This window comes from Natrialba magadii ATCC 43099 (genome assembly GCF_000025625.1).
GTDB classification, from domain to species: domain Archaea; phylum Halobacteriota; class Halobacteria; order Halobacteriales; family Natrialbaceae; genus Natrialba; species Natrialba magadii.
The window spans coordinates 2,071,875-2,092,329 of record NC_013922.1 but is presented as its reverse complement, the minus strand read 5'-3'; the positions used below and the strand labels follow the sequence as shown (position 1 = coordinate 2,092,329).

The following is a 20,455-nucleotide window of genomic DNA, read 5'->3' as shown; positions in this document are numbered from 1 at the left end:
TTTTCTTACGAGCACCGCGAGAGAGTGACAAGCCGGATGACCGATCCCGAATTCGGGGCCGTCTCACGGACGATTCCGTTGTCAGGGGGTCCCTGACTCGAAAGGTTGATAACTGGATGTCAGTTACCCCTGCACAGGAAATGAGTTCTGCCGTCGATGAGGATACCGCCCGCGCGATTAACAGTGGGCGCGAAACCCTCGGCGCGATGTTTTCGAGCGCGCAGACGCATCTGCAGAAGGTGTTCATCGTCTTCGTTATCGGCTTTATCGGCTCCTTCTATGCGTTGCGCGTCTTCATCTGGGACTTTCTCGAAGCGACGGCGAAAGCAGAGATGTCGCCGTACGTCGCGAGTTCGACGGACCTGATTACGCGAACGCCGTTCGAAGTGATCCTCTTACAGGCGAAAATCGGAATGCTCGTCGGGGTCGCGCTCGCGATTCCTGCACTGCTGTATCTCTCCCGCGACGCGCTTCGCCGCCGCGGCTACAAGAGCGTCGTCCCCATCTCGCGAAAGTACATGGCCGGCTTCGGCATCACGTCGGTCGTCCTCTTCTGTATCGGTATTACCTACGCCTACTCGATCTTCTTCCCGTACGCGTTCGACTTCCTTGCGGGCAACGCCGTCAACGCCGGCGTCAAGCCGAGCTTCGGGATCACCGAGTTCACCGAGTTCATGGCACTACTAACGCTTTCGTTCGGCCTTGCGGCACAGTTGCCGCTCTTTATGGGCGTCCTTTCGTACACCGAAATCGTCCCCTACGAGACGTTCCGGGACAAGTGGCGCCACGCGATTGTCGGTGTCACCCTCTTCGGCGCGCTGTTCTCCCCACCGGACCCATTTACACTCATCATGTGGGCGATGCCGATGGTCGTCCTCTACATCTTCAGTCTCGGGCTCGCCAAAGTCGTCTCGAACATCCGACGACGCGGCGCAGCCGAAACCGACGGCACCGGAACCGACCACCTCAAACGACTCGTTATCCAGTTCGTCGCTGTACTAGTCGTCGCTGCGGCCGCTATCGCCGCAGCCGTCAATCAGGGTGCCTTCGACTACCTCGAGCAGTCGATCTATCCGTCCCTCCCTGACTGGGCACACCCCGGCCCCGATGGCCCGCTCGGACTCGAGTCGGTCGCCGTCGAGTACGGCTTGCTCGGTGATGTCGCGATAGGTCTCGTGGTCGCCCTCGGACTGGGGCTGGCCGGCCTGTTCGTCTACACGCTCAAAGTGTTGCAGGCACCGGTGTACCCACGCGAGGGAGACATTCGATCGGCGAGCGATCCCGACGACGTCGACTTCGAGATGCTCACGCCCGAGGACATCGAGGAGGTGCCGGCGACGGTGTTCCTCAAGATGGACGAGGATCGAGCCATGGAGACGGCTCGGAAGGCGATGTACGACGACGACCGAGACAAGGCCCAGGCGATTCTGGATCGGTTCGATACGTTACAAGAGCAGCAAGCAAAAGCTGCGGCCGAAGAGGGCGAAGAGGGCGCAGAAGGAGAAGGTGAGGACATCCAGGGAGACGGACTGAGCCAGACCGACGCCGACACCGACGACGAAGAGGAAGGCGGCCTCTTTGCGAGTACGGCCGCCGGCATGCTCGATCCGTTCACCGAGGAGGAAACTGACGAGGACGATATCGGCGGCTACGCCTACGACATCGCGTTCATCCTCAACAGCCTCACCTCGAAGATGTTCCGCATCGTGGCCGTCTTCATGGTCGTCATGGGCGGGACGTTCTTCTGGCTCTACCAGGGTGGACTCGGATGGATTCTCACCATGTTCCTCGACCGCGTTCCGGAGCACGTCCTCCACGAGGTCGCCGTCCGAAACGACGTCGATCCGGCCGGGATGACTCTCGACGAGCTCATCATGGAGATGGACATCGTCATCGCACTTCACCCGGTCGAAGTGCTGATCTTCGAGGTGAAGGTGAGTGTACTCGCGGCCATCGTCGCCATCCTTCCGATGGTGTTGTACTACAGCTGGCCGGCGATGAAAGAGCGCGGCCTGGTCCGCGGTGACCGGCGCGTCTTCGTCGTCTGGGGCGGCTCACTGCTTGGCGGCTTTGCGTTCGGGACCTACCTCGGGTTCTTCTGGGTCGCACCCGCCGTCATCTCGTACCTCGTCTCGGACGCAATCACCAACGGTATGGTGGTCTCCTACCGGATCAGCAGCTTCTTCTGGCTGGTGATCTTCACGACCATCGGTATCGGCTTCCTCTTCAACATCATCGTCACGATGGCGCTGTTCCACGTCGGCGGCATCATCAGCTACCGGACGATGCTCAAACGCTGGCGGCCGGTCGTGGTCGGTATCTTCGCCATCGCGGCCATCGCCAGTCCGAAGGGCATCCTGACGATGCTCCTGTTCGCGATTCCGATCGCACTGACCTACATGCTAGGACTCAGCGTGTTGTACCTACTCACCGGCGGCGGCCGACTCTTCGGCGGTGGCGGCCGCGGTGGTGACAAGGCCGGTCCGGAGTCAGAGCCCGAGGCGACGACGTAGGTCGTCACCACCCACGGCTGTTCTCGCAGCAACACTCCTACTTCCTGTCTCACCTCCTTGCAGCAATACCGACACCCGCCAGCCACGACACCGCTGTCCCACGACTTAAGGCAGGAGGCTACGAAACGGGCTGCTAGACTGATGCCCAAGATCAGCGTGGAAATCCCACAGGAACTGCTCGACGACTTAGACGGCCACGTCGGCGACGACGGCAAGTTCGTCAACCGAAGCGACGCAATCCGCGCCTCGATTCGGAAGACGCTCGATCTCCTCGACGAAATCGACGATCGACACGACCGACTCGACACCGACGAGGAATAAGGCACTCGAGTGGTCACAGTCGGCCACGGAGCCGGTCAAGCGGGAAACGCAACAGCAGAACAGCGGCAAAATCGAGAGCGACGCTGAGTGCTGAGTGACGAAAGACGAAAGACGGGAGACGGGAGACAGGAGACGGGACACGGGAAAGAAGAGACAGAGAACAATTGACGAAAGCCGACCTACTCCTCGTCGATCCGCTCTGCGAACCCGAAGTTCGGCTTCACGTCACCGACACGAACCGTCACGACATCCCCCTCCGCAGTTCCCGGCACGAACAGTCGATAGCCCTCGACCGAGGCGATTCCGTCGCCCTCCGTTCCGGTGTCAACGATTTCTACCTCGAGTTCCTCTCCCGAGCTAACCGGCGCAGTGAGCCGTCCCTTCCCGATAAAGTAAATCTCCGAGGACTCATCGCGAGACGCCTTCGGACTCGTCGCACGCACGTACTGGAACTCCTCCTCGACATCCGCACGAAAGTCGTCGACGTCCGGCCCCTCGAAGACCTTGACGATGAAGTCGCCGTCCGTGGCGAGTAACTCGAGTGCCGTCTCGAACGCCTGTCGGGCGAGGTGGAGCGAGCGGGCCTGGTCGAGGGAGTATTCGCCGGACATGTTGGGTGCCATGTCGGAGATGACGACGTCGACGGGGCCGCCGGTACCGGCGTCGGTAGCGGTCTCTGCTGACTCGACGTCGCCGCCTGCAGCCTCGATAACGCGCTCGCGGGTTCGTTCTTCGGTCATGTCCCCGCGAAGGGTTTCGATGGTGTCGTGGTCGTCGAAGTCTCGGATGCGCTGGAGGTCGACGCCGATCACCTGGCCCTGGGGGCCGACGGCTTCGGCGGCGACCTCGAGCCAGCCGCCGGGGGCGGCACCGAGGTCGACGACGGTGTCGCCGCCGGAGATGACGTTCTCGAGTTGGTCGAGCTGTTTGAGCTTGTAGGCTGCGCGGCTGCGGTAGCCTTCCTGCTTTGCTTTGTTGTAGTAGTGGTCCTTTCGTGCCATACGGGTACTCGGTTGGTTGTACTAGCGGGTGAAGACGGATAGGTGTCGCGACTTTGGCCGTTCGGTGCAGTGTTCAGTGCTCGACGTTCAGAAGAAGTACGGCGGCGATGTGGCGTTACTGTGAGTTACTGCGAGGACGATGTATCGTCATCGTCCTCCTCACCTGTTCGCTCGTCGTCGACGCCAGCCCCCTCGCCGACTTCGGAATCAATTCGCTCCGGATCCACCTCGGCGTCGTCACGACGGCGTTCGTCCATGTGACCCGGCGCGACGTCGGCGTCTGAACGCTCTTCGAGATCCATCTCGGGTTCGACTTCCGCATCCGTTCGCTGGCCCAGATCCTCGCTGGGGTCGATTTCGGCATCTGCGTCGGGGCCGGTCAGTTCGGTTGGGTCGACCTCGAGTCCGCGGCTTGCCGCTTCCTCGACGGCGTCGAGCTCGTCAGCGCGTGACTCGTCGTCCGGTTGGGCGTCCAGTTGCTCGTCCGGATCCACGCGTGGCTCGTCCTCCAGGTCGTCGTAGTGCTCGTCGTCGATCATCGGCTCCGAGGTGTCGCCCGCCGTCGTACCTGGGCCTTCCTCGGTGCCGTCGATCCCGGTTTCGGATTCGGTGGTATCACCGGAAACCGGTTCGCCGGGCGTGTACTCGTCGTCAGCGCGCTCAGCGCCTGTCGCCGCCTGTCGGTCTGCTCGCCGCTCGGTGGTTCGACCGGCGTCTCGTGGCTCGTCGCTCGTGATGCTCTCCGCCGAGACAGAAGATGACAGCCGAATCGCGTCGTCCATAATCCGCTCGACCGCGTCGTCCGTCACTGGCACTGCACCCTCCGACTCGCTCCCCCAGTCGAGGACGGCCTTGATCGAGTCGGTGGTGCCCGGATCCGGGTCGACGTATGCGGTTTCCGGCTCGACGGAGACCACGATGCCGAGCGAGTCGCCATCCGCGCTCTCGACGGCCTTCCCGACGTCGTCGTCCGTGAATGTGGGACTCATAGCCGGGCGTAGTGGGAGTGACGGGAAGGGTATCGTGCCTGCACAGCACGGGACCCGCATGGTCCGGCAAACGGTCAGTGAGAAGTCGGCCGCGAAGTCGCGGTCATCCCCGAAGGTGACGGTCGCAGTAGCGCGACCGATCTTCGAATAGTACTGTCCGCCAGTATTACTTCGAGTCCGTGTCGGCAACGGTCTCGCTCTCTGTCTCCGTTTCTGTTGGTGGTCCTGCCTCAGGAGTTGGGGCTGGAGACGGCGATGCACTTACAGCTGGCTCTGGTATTGCACCTGCGTCCGGAGCCTCCACAACCTGCTCGATGCGCGCTGCGCGCGTCCAGCCGAGTTCTGGGCTCGTGAGCACGTCGAACAGACACTTGACGTTGAGCGCGTCGTGGAACTGCTTGTAGCCGACAACGAGCAGCGGTGCGTAGACGAGCAGCCGCCAGTCCTCGCCTTCGATCTGGATACCGAGCGCCGCGATCAGGAAGACGATGCTCGTGAAGAAGACAAACACCGCGAACACGGTGAGGACGTGGCCGGCAGCGATCAGCCAGAGGATGTACGCAAGCACGACGAAACTCGCAAACGGCAGGAAGAACATCTCGACCAGCCGGAACGGAAGCGCGATCCGGTTCAAGTAGCCGTACGACGAGTCCGTCACGACCGACCAGTGCTTGATAATCGTCATGTAGTTGCCGCGGTACCAGCGCAGGCGCTGGCGGTAGAGATCGCCCCAGGTCGCCGGTGCTTCGGTGTAGACCCGCGCATCGCTCACGGAGACGCGGTAGCCAGCCCGAAGCACCTTCATCGTCACGTCGAAATCCTCCGTGAGCGTGTCGGGATCGTAGGCGAACACCTCCGAGAGCACCTCGCGGCGGTACGCGCCCAGACAACCGGGGACGACCATCACGATGCCGAAGTAATCGAGCGCGCGCCGGTAGATGTTCACACCGATGGTGTACTCGAGTTGCTGGCAGCGGGTGATGAGCGAGTCGCGGTTCCAGATGGTGACGTTACTCGCGACGGCGCCGATGTCGTCGTCGGCGGCGAACGGGGCGACGATGTGTTTCAGGGCATCTCGGTCGACGATACTGTCGGCGTCGACGGTGACGATGATGTCGCCGGCGGCAAACAGGAGGCCGTAGTTCAGCGCGGAGTACTTGCCGCCGTTTGCCTTGCTGACGACTGAGACCTGCTCGCTCGCGGCGGCGAAGGCGCTCGCCTCAGCGAGCGTGTCGTCGGTGCTGCCGTCGTCGACTGCGATGATCTCGAGTGCGTCTGCGGGGTAGTTGGCGTCGAGCAGGGACTGGATCGTTCGGCCGACGTAGCCCTCCTCGTTGTAGGCCGGAATGAGGACGGTAATCTGCGGGTAGGGTGGGTTCGGGACGTACTTCGAACGGCCGATCTGGTCGTGGAAGAGCGCGATGAACGCGATGAACCAGTAGTAGACGAAGATCAACACGACGGCGCCGAGGTGGACGAGCGCGAGCGGCGACGGGGTGAGCCAGCCGAGCCAGACGATGAGTCCGAGGTAGCTACCGACGGCAACCGCCAGCCCTCGCGTTCCGAAGACGGCCCGGAACCGTGGGGCGTGTTCGACGACGTAGTACGACCAGCCGAGATAGGCCAGTAACAGGACACCAAGGAGCCCAATGGCGTACAGCGTCTCTGGTGTCATGACGTTGATCAAGAGCCAGAACGGCACCAGTGCGGAGAGAAACAGCGCGACCGAGCGCCACTTGACCGACTGGAGCTGGCGGACCACAAACCGTGCACGCTCGCGGCCGACGACGACCGGCGCGACCATGATTGGGTTCATGGGCTCACCCGCTGTTGTACGTCGGCAAGCGCCTGTTCGACTCCACTGTCCTCTCTCGGCTCGTCATCGCTGCCCTCGTCAGACATCTCAGCCTGTTCCGCCGCAATCGCGGCGTGAGCCGGCTCGAGAACGCGCCAGCCGTCGTCCGTCTGCTCGACCGCCCCCATCTCGAGTCCGAGCCCGAACTGCTCGATAGTGAGGAAGCCCGCATCTTCATCCTTCATGTGCTGGATGAGTAACTCGAGTTGTTCGACGCGCTCGTCGGTCGTGAAGTACTGGTAGTGGAACATCACGACGTGGACGTCGTTCGCTGCGTGGGCGTCGTCGAACGAGTCGGTGAGCGTCTCGAGGTCCTCGAACGGGACGGCGGTGTCGTCGGATTCGTTGGTGTCGTCGGATTCGTTACTGTCCTCCTCGAGGAGCTGTTCCTCGTAGGCAGTCCAGTTTTCGAACGCCCGGGTTTCGGGGACGTGGACGAGGTCACCGTCACCGTCTTCGAAGACGGTTTCGTTCGCATCGAAGTACGCATCGGTGAACCACGAACCTCCGGAGACGGTGGTGTAGTTCGCATCCTCGAGGACCGACACCGTCGTCTCGTCGTAGGTGTTCATCGGTGGGACGAACGTCGAGGATGGCGAGTTGACACACTCGTTGAGCAGTTCCTCACCGGCCGCGAGCCGGTCGCGTTGCTCGTCAGCCGGGAGGTCGCCGAACTCGCTCGCACCATAGAAGTCCGTCACTGGTTCGTGAGTGTAGCCGTGCAGTGCCATCTCGAACTGGCCGGGATACTCCGTCTCGAGCGACTGCAGATACGTACAGAGGTCGGGGTCGTCGGTCAGCGGAGCCTCACCGTTCGTATCCGGGATAATCCCCAGCGTTACCGGCACCTCCTCGTCGATGAACACCTGATTCACGGCCCGGAGCTCGTCCTGATTGTACCAGGCCTGGATATCGTCGTTTCTGAAGAGCACGATGGAGTCGTACTCTTCCCACTCCGGTTCGCCCGCAGCCACCGTCGCCGGCTCGCTCTCGAGCATCGGCATCACCGATATCGCCCCCGTGATCCCGGCCAGGAGCACCATCACGACGAGCGCCGAACTCAGCAGTTGCCGGGCCAGTCGCGACTCGGGAACGTAACGCGCGGGCAGCCAGCTCAGGTTGTCCTCCCGAGAGGGGAGCGTCGGAAACGTCACCGTCGGGAGCGGTGGCGCGACGTCCAGGTTGAGGTCGAAGTCGTCGGTGGCACGTGCGTCGCACTCGAGACACCGGCCGACGGTCTGAAGCTGTGCGAGCTCGTCCACGGAAACCTGTCCGTCACACTTCTCACAGCCGTCCGCAAAGTCGTCTACGGGCGCGACGTGACCGCAGTCGTGTTCGACGATTTGCTCTGCGGTGAGTTCGTGTGAACCACAGACAGGACAAGTGGACGGAAGTGAGCTCATACTATGAACTGGGAGTCAAGGTAGCCAGTACTGTCAGCGACCTGTGCGTACTCCCGGTTGGTTACCTCGAGGTAACTCCGGTTTTCCGTTCCGAACGGTCCGTCGGTTTATCATCGCTGGCGGGCACAGCGAACAGTGACTGGCCCGGTCTGCAGACGAACTGCAACGCACCTCGCGATCGCTACCCACACCGACGACCCATGAGCCACCCACCGACCCCGGCAGAGTCGACCGCATTGTCGATCCTCGGCACCAAGTGGAAACCCCGGCTGATCGTTGCCCTCGCGACCAACGACCGGCTCAGCTTCGGCGATCTGAAACGCGAACTCACGGGTATCTCGGGGAAGGTGCTGTCGGAGAACCTGGACGAACTGCGCGATCACGGCGTCGTTTCCCGCGACGTCGTGCAACAACAGCCTCGGCGCGTCGAGTACGAACTAACCGGGGCCGGGCGAGAGCTGTACCAGCTCATCGAAGCACTCACAGAGTGGGATGCGACGTACGCAACCGAACGTGGTGTGCCGACAGTCCTCCTCGCCGAAGACGATCCGCGCCTGCGAGAGCTCTATGCACTGTGGTTGCAAACCGACTACGACGTACTGACAGTCCCCGACGGTCAGACAGCACTCCGCTCCCTCGACGAGTCAGTCGACGTGGCAGTCCTCGCTCGCGATCTGCCGACACTCGACGGGGCCGCGGTCGCAGCCGCACTCGAGACGGCCGGGCAGCGAACGCCGGTCGCGATCATCACGTCGGCAGACATCTCGCCGGAGGACGTCTCGATCTCGGCAGATCTGTTAGTTCGAGATCCGCTCTCCAAAGCCGAGTTGATCGACACCGTCGAACAGCTCACACGGCTTCCGAAGGAGTCACCGATTGGCCGGGATATTCGTGCTCGCCGCCATCGGCTGGCGTTCGTCGAGCGCCACCTCGGGCCGACGGTCTCAGAGACGGAGCCCTATCAGCGGGCTGCGGACGAACTGACGGCACTCGAGCAGGAACGAGAGCGGACAGCCGACGCGAGAGCGCCGTGGCGGCGGCTGAGACGGGGAAACGGAGCGGAGTCGGATGCGTCGGGTCGAGCAAAGCGGCGTGAATACGAAGCGCGGGAGCGGGGACAGGCGAATCAAGAACGAGAACGAGCACAAGCACAAAAACGGAACCGAGACCGAGAGCGAAAACGCGACCGCAACTCCAAACGAGATCGGGCGGCTGAGAAAGACCGCGATCACAACCGAACCCACGACGACAGTGACGGGGATGGGAACGAATGACAGTCTCCGACCCACCACCAGCCGACCGATCGATCCTGCTCGTCGAGGACGATGACATTCAGGCCCGGCTGTATCGGACGATGCTCCAGCAGATCGCGACGCTGACGGATACACCACTCGAGTCGCTGTCCGTCGAGCACGTCGAAACGCTGGCAGCAGCCAGGGATGTAATCGAGTCCGGCACTGAAGCTGATCCTGATATCGATACTGATGGTGACACCGACGCCGGCGCCGACATCAACACCGACACCGAACCCACCACAACTCCTCCGTTCGACCTCATCCTCCTCGACCTGAACCTCCCCGACTCGAGTGGTCTCGACACACTGACCTCGGTACTTGGGTACACCGACGAAATCCCGGTCGTCGTCCTGACTGCGATGGACGACACCGAACTCGGCCAGCAGGCGGTCGAACGCGGCGCGCAGGACTTCCTGATGAAAGAGCACGTGACACCGCGGCTGCTCGGACAGACCGTGGCCTACGCAATCGAGCGCCAGCGCCAGCGCGCCGAAATCGAGCGCCAGCGTCGCGAGTTAGCGCTGCTCCACTGGCACGTCCGCCACGAGTATCGTGACGACGCCGCGGTAATCCTGGGTTGGGCGGCGGAGCTCTCGCCGAGCGATCCCGACACCCAGCGGACCGTCTCACGGATCGTCGACGCGGGAGAACACATCGTCGATCTCACCGACTCGATCGGCGCGATGGTCCAGGCGATCGAAACGCCGAATCCGGTACTCAGGTCCGTCGCGCTGGAGCCGGTACTCGAGATGGCAGTCGACCGGCTCGAAACGCGCTACGACAACGTGGAGTTCGAGTGTGATCCGACACCGGAAGCGGACGTTCAGGTGCTGGCAGACCGATTTCTTGAAATTGTCGTCCGAGCGGTCGTGCATACGCTCGTCGAACGCAGTGGCGTGTCACAACAGCGGGTTGTCCTGCGGCCGTTCCGAGCGGAGCGTGAGACGGACGGCCGTCTCGAACGGGGGCCGAATTCGGAGAGCAAAGACATCGAGGGCGACCAGCGTCTCGCCGATACCGGCGGGGAGAGTGGAAGTGGGAGTGGGAGTGGGAGTGAGGGCGGGAGTGCGATCAGCGCCGGGTTCGAACTCCTCGGCCCCGCACTCGAGACGTCGGTGCTCGAAGCAACGGTAGACGAACTGAACGAGGGGAGCGACATCGAGTTGGTTCTGGTGCGGACGTTTCTCGAGCGCTACGGTGGCGAGGCAGCGGTCGTTCACCCGACAGCTGACGAGGAGGAGCCGGTGCTACGCGTCGAATTAAACGCTACTGACTGATATGTGCTGAGTGAGGTTGTGTCGTCTCGGTATGTCGGTGTCCTGGCCCGAGACTGCTGCTCGAAGTTTCAAGCCCCAGAGTCACGTACGAACAGTATGACGGCGGCGACAGACAAGATTCGTGTGCTCTGTGTCGACGACGATAGCGTCGTTCTCGCGCTCACGGAGACCGTTCTCGAGCGACTCGACGGTTCCATCGTCGTCGAGACGGAAACGGATCCGACGGCAGCGCTCGACCGAGTTCGAACGGGAGAGTTCGACTGTGTCGTCTGCGACTACGAGATGCCAGGGCTGTCGGGGCTCGAACTGCACGATGCGATCCGTGAAGAGGACTCCACGATACCGGTAATTCTCTTCACCGGCGCTGGCTCGGAAGAGATAGCAAGCGAGGCGATCCAGCACGGGATAACCGGTTATCTTCGGAAGCAACCCGGGACGGCGCAGTACGATCTGCTCGCGTCGAAAATTAAAAACGCAGTCGAGCGTTCCCGCACCGTCGAGGAGCTTCAGCGCAAGAACGCGGCGATGGACGAAGCGCCGGTTGGGATCGTACTAACCGACTCGAGTCTGCCGGATAATCCGATCGTCTACGCCAACGAGAAATTTTACGAGTTGACGGGGTATCCCGAAGCAGAGGTTCTCGGTCGAAACTGCCGGTTTCTGCAGGGCGAGCGGACCAAACAGGAGCCTGTCGACCGAATGCGAGCGGCAATCGAAGCGCGGGAACCGATTACGACCGAAGTTCGGAACTACCGGCGCGACGGGACGATGTTCTGGAACGAGGTGACGATCGCTCCGGTCGACAACAGCGAGACGCCGTACTTCGTCGGGTTCCAGCACGAGATCACCCGCCGAAAGCTCGCCGAGCAGCGACTGCGCAGACAGAACGAGCGGCTCTCGGAGTTTACGGGAACCGTCTCACACGATCTCCGCGGGCCGCTCGCCGCCGCAATGGGCTACCTCGAACTGGCACGAGCTGAAGCGGACGACGTTTCGTTTCTCGACGACGTCGCAGCCGCCCACCAGCGCATGAAGACGCTGATTGACGACCTGCTGGTGCTCGCTCGGGCTGGCAACGTCATCGACGACAGCAGTGCTGTCCCGATCACGGAAGCCGTCGAATATGCCTGGAATCCACCACCCCACGTGAAAGCAACACTCGACGTTCAGATCGCGGACGATGTGACAGTGCAGGCGGACGAGAATCGGCTGATACAGCTGTTCGAGAACCTTCTCGGGAACAGTCTCGAACATGGCATTCACAACGACGACGGAACGGAGACGGTGACGATCACGGTCGGACTACTCGAGGACGGGTTCTTCGTCGCGGATGACGGGCCAGGAATTCCGCCGGACAAACGCGAAGCCGTCTTCGAATCCGGCTACACGACCAACCCCGACGGAACCGGACTCGGCCTTCGAATCGTCCAGGATATCGTCGACGCCCACGGCTGGGACGTAACCGTAACAGAGAGCGACGACGGCGGTGCTCGCTTCGAGATTACGAACGTGTATAACGCCGACGACTGACGCCGTCAGCAGGCCGCAGCCAGCGTGATATCCATCACTGGCAGCGAGATGTGCACCGCTTGCGGCGTGTGTGCACCACTGCCAACGTAACACACCGTCAACGTAACACACCACCGTCAACGTAACACACCACCGTCAACGTAACACACTACTGCCACGTGAGCGTCCCACTTCCGGAACGGTTCTCATCCGAAAGGGTGCCTTTTTATGCCAACCGTCCGTAGCCCGATTCATATGTTTAAGGCCATCGTGAGCGCGGAAACGCTCACCAGCGCGCTCGACTCGATCAGCGTGCTGGTCGACGAGTGTAAGATCCACCTGGAGGAAGACGGACTCGAAATTCGAGCCGTCGACCCCGCAAACGTCGGGATGGTCGACCTCTCGCTCGACGCGGCCGCCTTCGAATCCTACGAGGCCGACGGCGGGCTGATCGGCGTCGACCTCTCCCGACTCGAAGACATCGCGGGCATGGCCGAATCCGGCCAGCTCATCCAGTTCGAACTCGACGAGGAGACCCGCAAACTCCACATCCAGATCGACGGACTCGAGTACACCCTCGCGCTCATCGATCCGGACAGCATCCGCCAGGAGCCAGACATTCCAGAACTCGACCTGCCAGCGGAGGTCGTTCTCGAAGGGAAAGACGTCAATCGCTCGGTTACGGCGGCGGATATGGTCTCTGACCATATCGCGCTGGGTGTCAACGACGGCGACGACTCGTTCTACGTCGATGCAGAGGGTGACACCGACGACGTCCACCTCGAACTCACTGAAGCGGACCTGATCGACCTGCAGGCCGGGCCGGCCCACTCGCTGTTCAGTCTGGACTACCTGAAGGATATGAACAAGGCGATTCCCTCGAACACCGAGGTTACGCTGCAGTTGGGCGAAGAGTTCCCGGTCAAGATTTACTTCGGCTTCGCGGAAGGGCAGGGCCAGGTTACCTACATGCTCGCACCGCGGATCCAGAGCGACTGATCCCGAACGCTACGAAGGCGGTTTTCGGCGAGGTTTGAGCCGAACTGGACCGAACTGAACCGAACTGAACCGAAACCAGTCCACGCTGTTTTCTCATCGAGTCAGCCACCGTTTCGATGCCGGTTTGGTGTTTCTGCCACCGGCATCGACACTGACGCTGGCTACTAGTACCGGCACCGGAACCGAAACCGGAACCGGCACGATTCTTCCTCGCTCTCCGCTCCGTCTCCCACCGCTGACCGTGATCCATTGGTGATAGTCCATCAAGCCGGACATAAAGGCTGCACAGAGACAGGATAGTCGTTACCTGTCCAGTACTGGTGTGTCAGATACGATCATGCCCTCCCGCGACGATACCCCCGATGCCGACGACTCCGCCGTACTACCGGATCGAGACCGAAGTGGAAAGCAAGAGCAAGAGCAAGAGCAAGCGAGAGACAGCCAGAAGCAAGAACAGAACCAGCACCACGAACAACCACAGACCCCACTCGAGTACACGACCAGTTTCGATCCGGCAACAGACAGCGCGAGCGAGCGCGTTATCCTCACGATTGCCGCGCTCACAGACACTGCACCCGAGGATTTGCCGCCGTTGCTGCGCGTCATCGACCCGGACGCACTGGATCGGGTTGTCGAACGCGCAGCGACGAACGCAGCGGCTGGCGAACAGGAAGTCTGGTTCGCCTACGCCGGGTTCGACGTTGGGCTGAACAGTACTGGAACGATCACCGTTCGAGGCGAGGCCGATACGGTCGACGCGCCGCCGGTTTGAAGCCGGATTCGCGCTACCGAACCTGCCTGCCGTGCAGCCAAGATGGAGGCACTAGGCGTGTGTGTCGACTCGGGTCTGTGAGCGCTCACTGGCCGTGCCCGTCGTCCCGTCCTCGACCGCCGCCTGGGTCCCCAAAAACGACAACAGCGCGTCCGTCACCTCGTCCGCACGCTCCACACCAAGCAGATGCGGGCCACCCTCGATTACCTCGAGGCGAGTATCTGGAATCCCCTCTTCTAACAGCCTGGCGTTCAACCAGGGAACGACCTCGTCGTTCGTCCCATGAACGAGTAGCGTCGGCACATCGATGCGGTCCAGGTCGGCGCTGCTGTCAAACCCGAGGAACGCACCGAGTTGGGCCTCGAGTGCCGGCCGACTCGCATCCTGTTCCAGTCGCCACTCGAGTAGCTGCTCGATCAGGTGCGGGTTCCGGTTGGTGAACGCGGGGGTGAAGACGGGGCGCAGTTGTTCGCGGAGGCGGTGGCGCTCGCTCCCGCCGGCGGAGGCGGCGAGCAGCCGGCTGGGTATTTCGTCGGGGATCGGATCGGCGTCCGCCCCGCCGTGGGTCGTCCCGCAGAGTGTCAGCGAGGCTGCGCGGTCGTGGTCGATGGCGTACTGCTGGGCGATCATTCCGCCGAGGCCCGAGCCGACGAGGTGGGCGCTGTGGACGCCGGCGTCGTCGAGGACGGCCTCCAGGTCGGCCGCCAGCCCAGACACCGAGTAGCTCGCTACGTTTTGAAGCAGTGGAGTTCGGAGTCGGCCCGGCAGGCGCGAAACGAGCGGCGGGAGGCCGGCGTCCGAACGACCGGTGCCGCGCAGGTCGGGCGCGATTACGGGTGCGCCGAACTCGCGCGCAACGGCCTCGCGCTGCCAGCGCCACATCCATCGGCCGTATCCCAGATCCTGGAGGAAGACGACAGGTGTCGCGGTTCGTCGCTCGTCCATCGGTCGCTCGTCGAACTCGTAGTAGATCGACACGCCGTCCCGCGTCGCCCGTGGCATAGGCGAGACAATGGGTCGGATCCTCTTGAATTGGGGGCTCGTCTTCCGGCCCGTGCGACGGTGGCGCACGCCTGTACAAACGGCGGGAAACGCGAACGAAAGGCGGGAAACGTGATCAGACAGCGCGATCAGAACGGGCCGTAATCATTGGATACCGACACCGTCGCAAGCCAGCGACAATCAGTGGACTTAATCCATCAGAGTAGTTTCCCATTACCGATGCAGCGACTGCACGCTCGATACCCGTTTCTCGAAGCCGCCCGCGAGACTGTGGCGACGGAGACGGTCGATCTGGCAACCGTCGTCGAGCAGGAGCAAGCAGTCGTCGAGCGCGCGCGACAACGAGTGATTACCGCGCTCGAAGACGGCGAGATTGGTGAGCCCCACCGGGACCCCCGCACCGAACTGCTCTCCTATCCAGTTGCGCGCGTCCTCGTCTCGATGGTCGAGGAACGCGTCCTCGTGCGCCGATACGCCCGTGCCGAAGCCGAGACTGCCCACGAACGATTTACCGCCGACCTCGAGAACACAACCGAACTCAAGAGCGTCGAGTCGACGGGGCTCGAACTCGCGGAACTCCTCGCGGAGTTCGACCTCGAAGAGACGGTTACCGCCGAGTCCGTGTCGGCGAGTGCGACTACAGGGACCGGGACCGGGACCGGAACCGGAGCCGGCTCCGGAACCGGGACCAACGCCGGCACAACCACAGCCGGCACAACGACAGCAACCGACCCCGACGACGCCGACCGATTCAGAATCGACGTCGGCACCTACCTCCCGCTCGCCGCCGACCTCTGGGACGACGAATGGGGGCTCGTCAACCAGCCCCTGTCCGACGGCGAGGTTCCCGTCGAGAAAGATGACCTCCTGCTCCTCCTGCGCGAAGCCATCCGCGACCGAATCGAAGACGGCCTCCCCTTCGAAGTCCCCACTACGATCGGTGACCCACTCGAGGATGCCGCCGACGACGTTCGGGAGGTGCTCGCCAATCTCGACCTCACGCGCGAGATCGATACCGTCGTCCCCGAACTCTTCCCGCCGTGTATGAAGTCACTGCTGGATCAGGTCCAGAAGGGCGAACACCTGCCCCATCACTCCCGGTTTGCCATCACGGCCTTCCTCTCGAGTATCGGCATGACGACGGACGAAATCGTCGATCTCTATCGGGTGAACTCCTCGTTCGGCGAGGAGATGACGCGCTACCAGACCGACCATATCCGGGGCGAGACCTCACCGACGGAGTACTCACCACCCTCGTGTGCGACGATGCAGTCGTACGGCGACTGTGTGAACAAGGACGACCTCTGCGAGCGAATTCCGCACCCGATGGCCTACTACGAGCAGCGCGTCGACGACGCTGACGACGACGAACTCGAGGACTGGCGGGAAGGTGACGGTGATGGCGATAGTGATAGTGATAGTGATGATGGCGATAACGATGACGACGATGGCGATGCAGGGAGTGAGAACGGCGACGTAACCGACACCAACGGCCAGAAATAGAATACCAGCCAGAAGAAGGCAGCAGCCGGGAATACCGCAACGGCCAGAACAGCGGATTACTTTTCGTTGGGTTCTTCCGACAATTCGGCAGCCTGCTGTTGAATATCCTGCAACGCTTTCTCCTGCTCGCTGCGAGCTAAACCGCCGGACTCGACGTGGCGACCCTCGTACTGCCAGGAAGGGATCGCGTTCCAGACACTCGAGTCCGACTCGTCTGGTGGCGTGTCTGTGTCGGTGGCGTCTGTGTTCTGTGTCTGCGCTGAATCGTGATCGCCAGCATCGGCTGTGCTCGTCGCGCGTCGCCAGAGGAGCACAACGCCGACGCCGGCGAGGATTACGGTGAGTCCGACGGCAGACCCAGGTGAGACGGCCCCTGCCGAGCGGACGAGGACAGAGGTTCCGAGCAGTACGAAGACCGCGAGGACGGCCAGTTGACCGAACAGGGACGGCTGTGAGGATGATCCGGTCATCTCAACCGCGGTATCGGAACTGGTCATACGGAGATGTTATCGCAGTGACTAAAAAATGTGCCGACGGCGGAGAGAACAGTGTGGACAGAAGATAGCGAAGTACGACGAACAGTACAAAAGCGCGAGCCCTGACAGTTAGACCGCGTCCGGTGTATCCGTCTCGACGTTGTCGTCGTCGCTTTCGAGACCGTCTTCGGGGTCGTTCAGGACGAACGCCAGGGCGATGCCGATGATAGTCAGAAGGAAGACGAAGCCGATGATCGCACCGACAAGTAGCTGTGCGCCGTCAGGGGTGAGAATTCCGTCGTCGCCACCGTAGTTCGTGCCGATGCTGGCCATGACGCCGAGCATCAGGAGAACGGAGGAGACAGCGACGACCAGTTCGATGAGTCGCTCACGCTCGAGCATTATAGCGAACATTTCGCCGGACGCGTCAAAAGCGCTTCGAAGGGGTCGAAGGTGGCGCACGCTCGCGGCCGGCCGGCGCTACAGGCACTCAGGCCGTGGTCAATTCCCGTTCGAGCTCGCGAAGCTGTTCGACGCGTCGTTCCGTCGAGGGATGGGTGCTGAACAGCCGACCGACGACGCCGGACTTCAGCGGGATGATGAAGAAGGCGTTCATCTCGGCCTCCTCGCGCATGTCTTTGTCCGGAACCTTGTCGACCTCGCCCGAAATCTTCAGGAGCGCAGAGGCGAGCGCCGAGGGGTTGCCGGTGATCGCCGCGGCCCCCCGGTCGGCCGCGAACTCACGGTAGCGCGAGAGCGCGCGAATGAGGACGTAGCTAATGATCCAGACGACGAGGGAGACGAGGATCGCGACGAGGACTCCGCCACCGCCTTTCCCGCCGCCACCGCCGCGGCCGTGTCCTCCGCCGAAGAACGCACCCCAGCGGACGATCATGAACGCGATCGTCGAGAGGAACGACGCGATGGTCATCACCATCATATCTCGATTCTTGACGTGGGCGAGTTCGTGGGCGATGACGCCGTCGAGTTCCTCGCGATCGAGTGTGTTCATCAGGCCAGACGTCACTGCGACGGCAGCGTTGCGCTGGTTGCGTCCCGTCGCGAAGGCGTTAGGGACGTTCGAATCAACCACGGCGACCGTCGGCTTCGGAAGGTCCGCCTGCTGAGAGAGCCGTTCGACCGAGGAGTGAAGCTGTGGATACTCGTCGGCCGAGACCTCCTTCGCGCCCATGCTGCGAAGCGTGAGCGTGTCGCTGAAGTAGTACTGGACGAGCGAGAACCCACCAAACAGGATCGCGATCGTCCACAGTCCACCACCGATGTAGAGCGTGAGGACGGCTGCGAAGACGATGTACAGCGCGAACAGCAGGAACATCGTCAGGAACATCCGGCCGCGAAGACCCCAGTCCGGCTGCCAGTTCATAGGCTGTTGTAAGTGCTCAGAGGAAATAAGTATCCTGACCTCACGGTCAACTGTCGCGTCGAGTCGAACTGTGCCTCGATCGAAAACAGACCGATATTCTCGCGATCTGACCCCCTCCGTTTCGGATGGAAACCGGCAGACGGAAAGACCACGATTTCACAGCCAGTCGCTGTCTGACGCCCGTCAGACAGGATTTCGGTTCCCAGCGAACCCCCTCGTTTCGTGTCGAGTTTTCAGTGCGTGAAACAGAGCTCCATACAACGACGTGGTCGTTCTCCCCTGCAAAACCGTGCTACCGTCCGGATAGCGAAGGTGCCCAACCGAACACGTCACGCCATGGTCGAACACGATCGGCGGCGCGTGCTGAAGCGAACTGGACTCGCAACAGTCGGTGCGACACTCGCAGCGGCGAGCACGTCGAGTGCCAGCGCTGAGACCGGCACCGACACGACAGGAGCGTCGACGACAACCACTCACTCAGCCGTCGGTGCTGACACGACTGTCACCGAGACAGCCGGCTGGCCATCGATCGGCGGTACTCCCGGAAACAACCCGGTCGTCGAGCCGGCAGCCGAACCCGAGCCGCCAGTATACGTCGCCTGGGAGTACGAACACGCCGGCCCGACGGCGATCGTCGACGACACCGTCTATCTCACCACCGACGGCGAGGTCCACGCCCTCGACGCAGCCGACGGGGCACTCGAGTGGGCCACCCACAACATTGGTGCGAGCGGGACGCCCGCGGTGCGAGGTGACACCGTCCTGGTCGGCGGCGAGCGCCTGACGCTGATCGACGCTGCCGACGGCGAGATTTGCTGTCAGCACGATCTCGGCTACGACGGGGCGCTGGCCTCGCCCGTTGTCGCGGGCGACTACGCGTTCACGGTCGGTGACGGGACCCTGTTCGCGTTCGACATCGACCCGCGCGAGGTCGCCTGGGAGTTTACACCAACAGCCGATACTGACGAGCACGAACCGCTGTACGAACAGCCCGTCGCCGTCGGCGGCGGGGCCGTCGTCGCCGTCAGCGAGAGCCATGCAGTTGCGTTCGAACTCGAGGACGGCACCAAGCGTTGGCGGGTCGACGACCCCGTCGGTGATGACGAATACAGCCGGTTCATGGAACCGAACCCGCGCCAGACGAGCTACCCGGTCGCGACGGACGAGGTCGTGGCGATCGGCAGCGTGGACACGGGCGATGCTTCGATGTGGCCGCTTGGCTACACAACGCTGTACGACGTGGAGACCGGCGAGCGGCGGGTCACGAGCGAGCGCTCGACGTTCGATCCGGGTGCAATCACCGACGAGCGGTTCTACGCCCTTGACTCGCACAATGTCAGGGGCTACGACCGGGACAGCGGCGAGGAAAGCTGGGATCCAAGCAGTATCACGTACCGCGTCCCCTCGATAGCCGTCGGCGACGGAATCGTCTATGCAGGACTGACGCTCGACGGGGCTGGATACGACCCGGACGAGGACGACGTACCAGAGCACTACGACGGCGTGTACGCCTTCGACGCGGATACCGGTGAGATCGAGTGGTCGGTCGGAACGGACGGCATTCCGCATATCGCACTCGCGAACGAGACGGTCTACGCCAGTTCGGAAACGCTCGTAGCGCTCCGTTCGGAGAACGACGACTGGCACGAGGAGGAGGCGGACACGGCGGACGACGAGGGTGGGGACGAATCCGACGATACGACAGACGAGGCAGCGGGCGAGGAGGAGAGCGAGGACACCACCAGTGAGGAGAGTGAGACGGACACAGACAACGACACTGGCACTGACACGGACGCTGACACTGGCACTGACACGGACGCTGACACTGGCACTGACAACGAGACCGAAAACAACTCGACCGGATCGGCCGACGGAAACGGCGGAACCAACGAAACCGCCGACAAATCCACCGAATCTGAAGCCGACTCGAACGACAACGACAACAACAAGGACGGCACGCCCGGCTTCACCGCCGGCGCGGGCGTCCTCGGTGCTGGAGCGACACTCGAGTGGCTCCGCCGACGGGCCGGCGGTGGAAGCAATGCGAGCGGTGGTACTGACCGACGCGAGTAACGAAGTGCCTGCACCGCGACGTGTCGGTTCGGTGCGTTCCGAACCGGGTTCAGAGCGCGCCGTTTAACTCTTTCAGCCACCAA

17 protein-coding genes are annotated in these 20,455 nt (G+C 62.4%); 9 read left to right on the top strand and 8 right to left on the bottom strand.

The window, feature by feature from the left end; translation table 11 throughout:
• Positions 1–140: 140 nt before the first annotated feature.
• Both NMAG_RS09790 and NMAG_RS09785 read left to right on the top strand, forming a co-directional pair.
• Complete coding sequence (locus NMAG_RS09790; protein ID WP_004267406.1) at positions 141–2,513, top strand: twin-arginine translocase subunit TatC; 2,373 nt, start codon at positions 141–143, stop codon at positions 2,511–2,513.
• Between the two features lie 141 nt (positions 2,514–2,654).
• Entirely contained in the window at positions 2,655–2,834 is a 180-nt protein-coding gene (locus NMAG_RS09785; protein ID WP_004267407.1) for a ribbon-helix-helix domain-containing protein, read from the top strand.
• A 179-nt stretch (positions 2,835–3,013) separates the two neighbouring features.
• Here the strand turns inward: NMAG_RS09785 and NMAG_RS09780 are convergent, their stop codons facing one another.
• From NMAG_RS09780 to NMAG_RS09765, 4 genes are all read right to left on the bottom strand, one after another.
• Positions 3,014–3,835, bottom strand: a complete 822-nt coding sequence (locus tag NMAG_RS09780) for a 23S rRNA (uridine(2552)-2'-O)-methyltransferase (RefSeq protein ID WP_004267408.1) — start codon at positions 3,833–3,835, stop codon at positions 3,014–3,016.
• Between the two features lie 125 nt (positions 3,836–3,960).
• Entirely contained in the window at positions 3,961–4,824 is an 864-nt protein-coding gene (locus tag NMAG_RS09775) for a midas domain-containing protein (protein WP_004267409.1), read from the bottom strand.
• 166 nt (positions 4,825–4,990) lie between these two features.
• Complete coding sequence (locus NMAG_RS09770; protein WP_004267410.1) at positions 4,991–6,640, bottom strand: glycosyltransferase; 1,650 nt, start codon at positions 6,638–6,640, stop codon at positions 4,991–4,993.
• Positions 6,637–8,082 (bottom strand): DUF2334 domain-containing protein, encoded by a 1,446-nt coding sequence (locus tag NMAG_RS09765; protein ID WP_004267411.1) that lies wholly within the window; start codon positions 8,080–8,082, stop codon positions 6,637–6,639. The genes NMAG_RS09770 and NMAG_RS09765 overlap by 4 nt, the downstream gene beginning before the upstream one ends.
• Positions 8,083–8,282: 200 nt before the next feature.
• Between NMAG_RS09765 and NMAG_RS09760 the strand changes: the two genes are divergently transcribed.
• From NMAG_RS09760 to NMAG_RS09740, 5 genes are all read left to right on the top strand, one after another.
• Positions 8,283–9,356 (top strand): winged helix-turn-helix transcriptional regulator, encoded by a 1,074-nt coding sequence (locus NMAG_RS09760; RefSeq protein ID WP_004267412.1) that lies wholly within the window; start codon positions 8,283–8,285, stop codon positions 9,354–9,356.
• On the top strand, positions 9,353–10,654 hold the full coding sequence (locus NMAG_RS09755; protein WP_004267413.1) for an ATP-binding response regulator: 1,302 nt from the start codon (positions 9,353–9,355) through the stop codon (positions 10,652–10,654). Before NMAG_RS09760 ends, NMAG_RS09755 begins: the two co-directional genes overlap by 4 nt.
• A gap of 96 nt (positions 10,655–10,750) precedes the next feature.
• Positions 10,751–12,184: a receiver/sensor box histidine kinase gene (locus NMAG_RS09750; protein ID WP_004267414.1), complete on the top strand. Its 1,434-nt coding sequence runs from the start codon at positions 10,751–10,753 to the stop codon at positions 12,182–12,184.
• Positions 12,185–12,418: 234 nt separating this feature from the next.
• Positions 12,419–13,162, top strand: a complete 744-nt coding sequence (locus NMAG_RS09745) for a DNA polymerase sliding clamp (RefSeq protein WP_004267415.1) — start codon at positions 12,419–12,421, stop codon at positions 13,160–13,162.
• Between the two features lie 337 nt (positions 13,163–13,499).
• A complete protein-coding gene (locus NMAG_RS09740) occupies positions 13,500–13,934 on the top strand; it encodes a HalOD1 output domain-containing protein (RefSeq protein WP_004267416.1) in 435 nt (144 codons plus the stop codon).
• Positions 13,935–13,985: 51 nt separating this feature from the next.
• On the opposite strand, the gene NMAG_RS09735 is transcribed toward NMAG_RS09740, so the two are convergent.
• Positions 13,986–14,936, bottom strand: a complete 951-nt coding sequence (locus tag NMAG_RS09735; RefSeq protein WP_004267417.1) for an alpha/beta fold hydrolase — start codon at positions 14,934–14,936, stop codon at positions 13,986–13,988.
• Between the two features lie 219 nt (positions 14,937–15,155).
• Here NMAG_RS09735 and priL point away from each other — a divergent pair, with 219 nt between their 5' ends.
• Complete coding sequence (gene priL, locus NMAG_RS09730) at positions 15,156–16,439, top strand: DNA primase regulatory subunit PriL (RefSeq protein WP_004267418.1); 1,284 nt, start codon at positions 15,156–15,158, stop codon at positions 16,437–16,439.
• Between the two features lie 56 nt (positions 16,440–16,495).
• Here the strand turns inward: priL and NMAG_RS09725 are convergent, their stop codons facing one another.
• The 3 genes from NMAG_RS09725 to htpX form a co-directional block, all read right to left on the bottom strand.
• Complete coding sequence (locus NMAG_RS09725) at positions 16,496–16,936, bottom strand: DUF3995 domain-containing protein (RefSeq protein WP_004267419.1); 441 nt, start codon at positions 16,934–16,936, stop codon at positions 16,496–16,498.
• Positions 16,937–17,044: 108 nt separating this feature from the next.
• Positions 17,045–17,317 carry a DUF7472 family protein gene (locus NMAG_RS09720; RefSeq protein WP_004267420.1) on the bottom strand — a complete coding sequence of 91 codons (273 nt, stop codon included), beginning with the start codon at positions 17,315–17,317 and terminating at the stop codon, positions 17,045–17,047.
• Between the two features lie 88 nt (positions 17,318–17,405).
• Positions 17,406–18,299: a zinc metalloprotease HtpX gene (gene htpX / locus NMAG_RS09715; RefSeq protein ID WP_004267421.1), complete on the bottom strand. Its 894-nt coding sequence runs from the start codon at positions 18,297–18,299 to the stop codon at positions 17,406–17,408.
• A 336-nt stretch (positions 18,300–18,635) separates the two neighbouring features.
• On the opposite strand from htpX, the gene NMAG_RS09710 reads away from it, so the two are divergent.
• On the top strand, positions 18,636–20,372 hold the full coding sequence (locus tag NMAG_RS09710; protein WP_004267422.1) for an outer membrane protein assembly factor BamB family protein: 1,737 nt from the start codon (positions 18,636–18,638) through the stop codon (positions 20,370–20,372).
• Positions 20,373–20,455 lie beyond the last annotated feature (83 nt).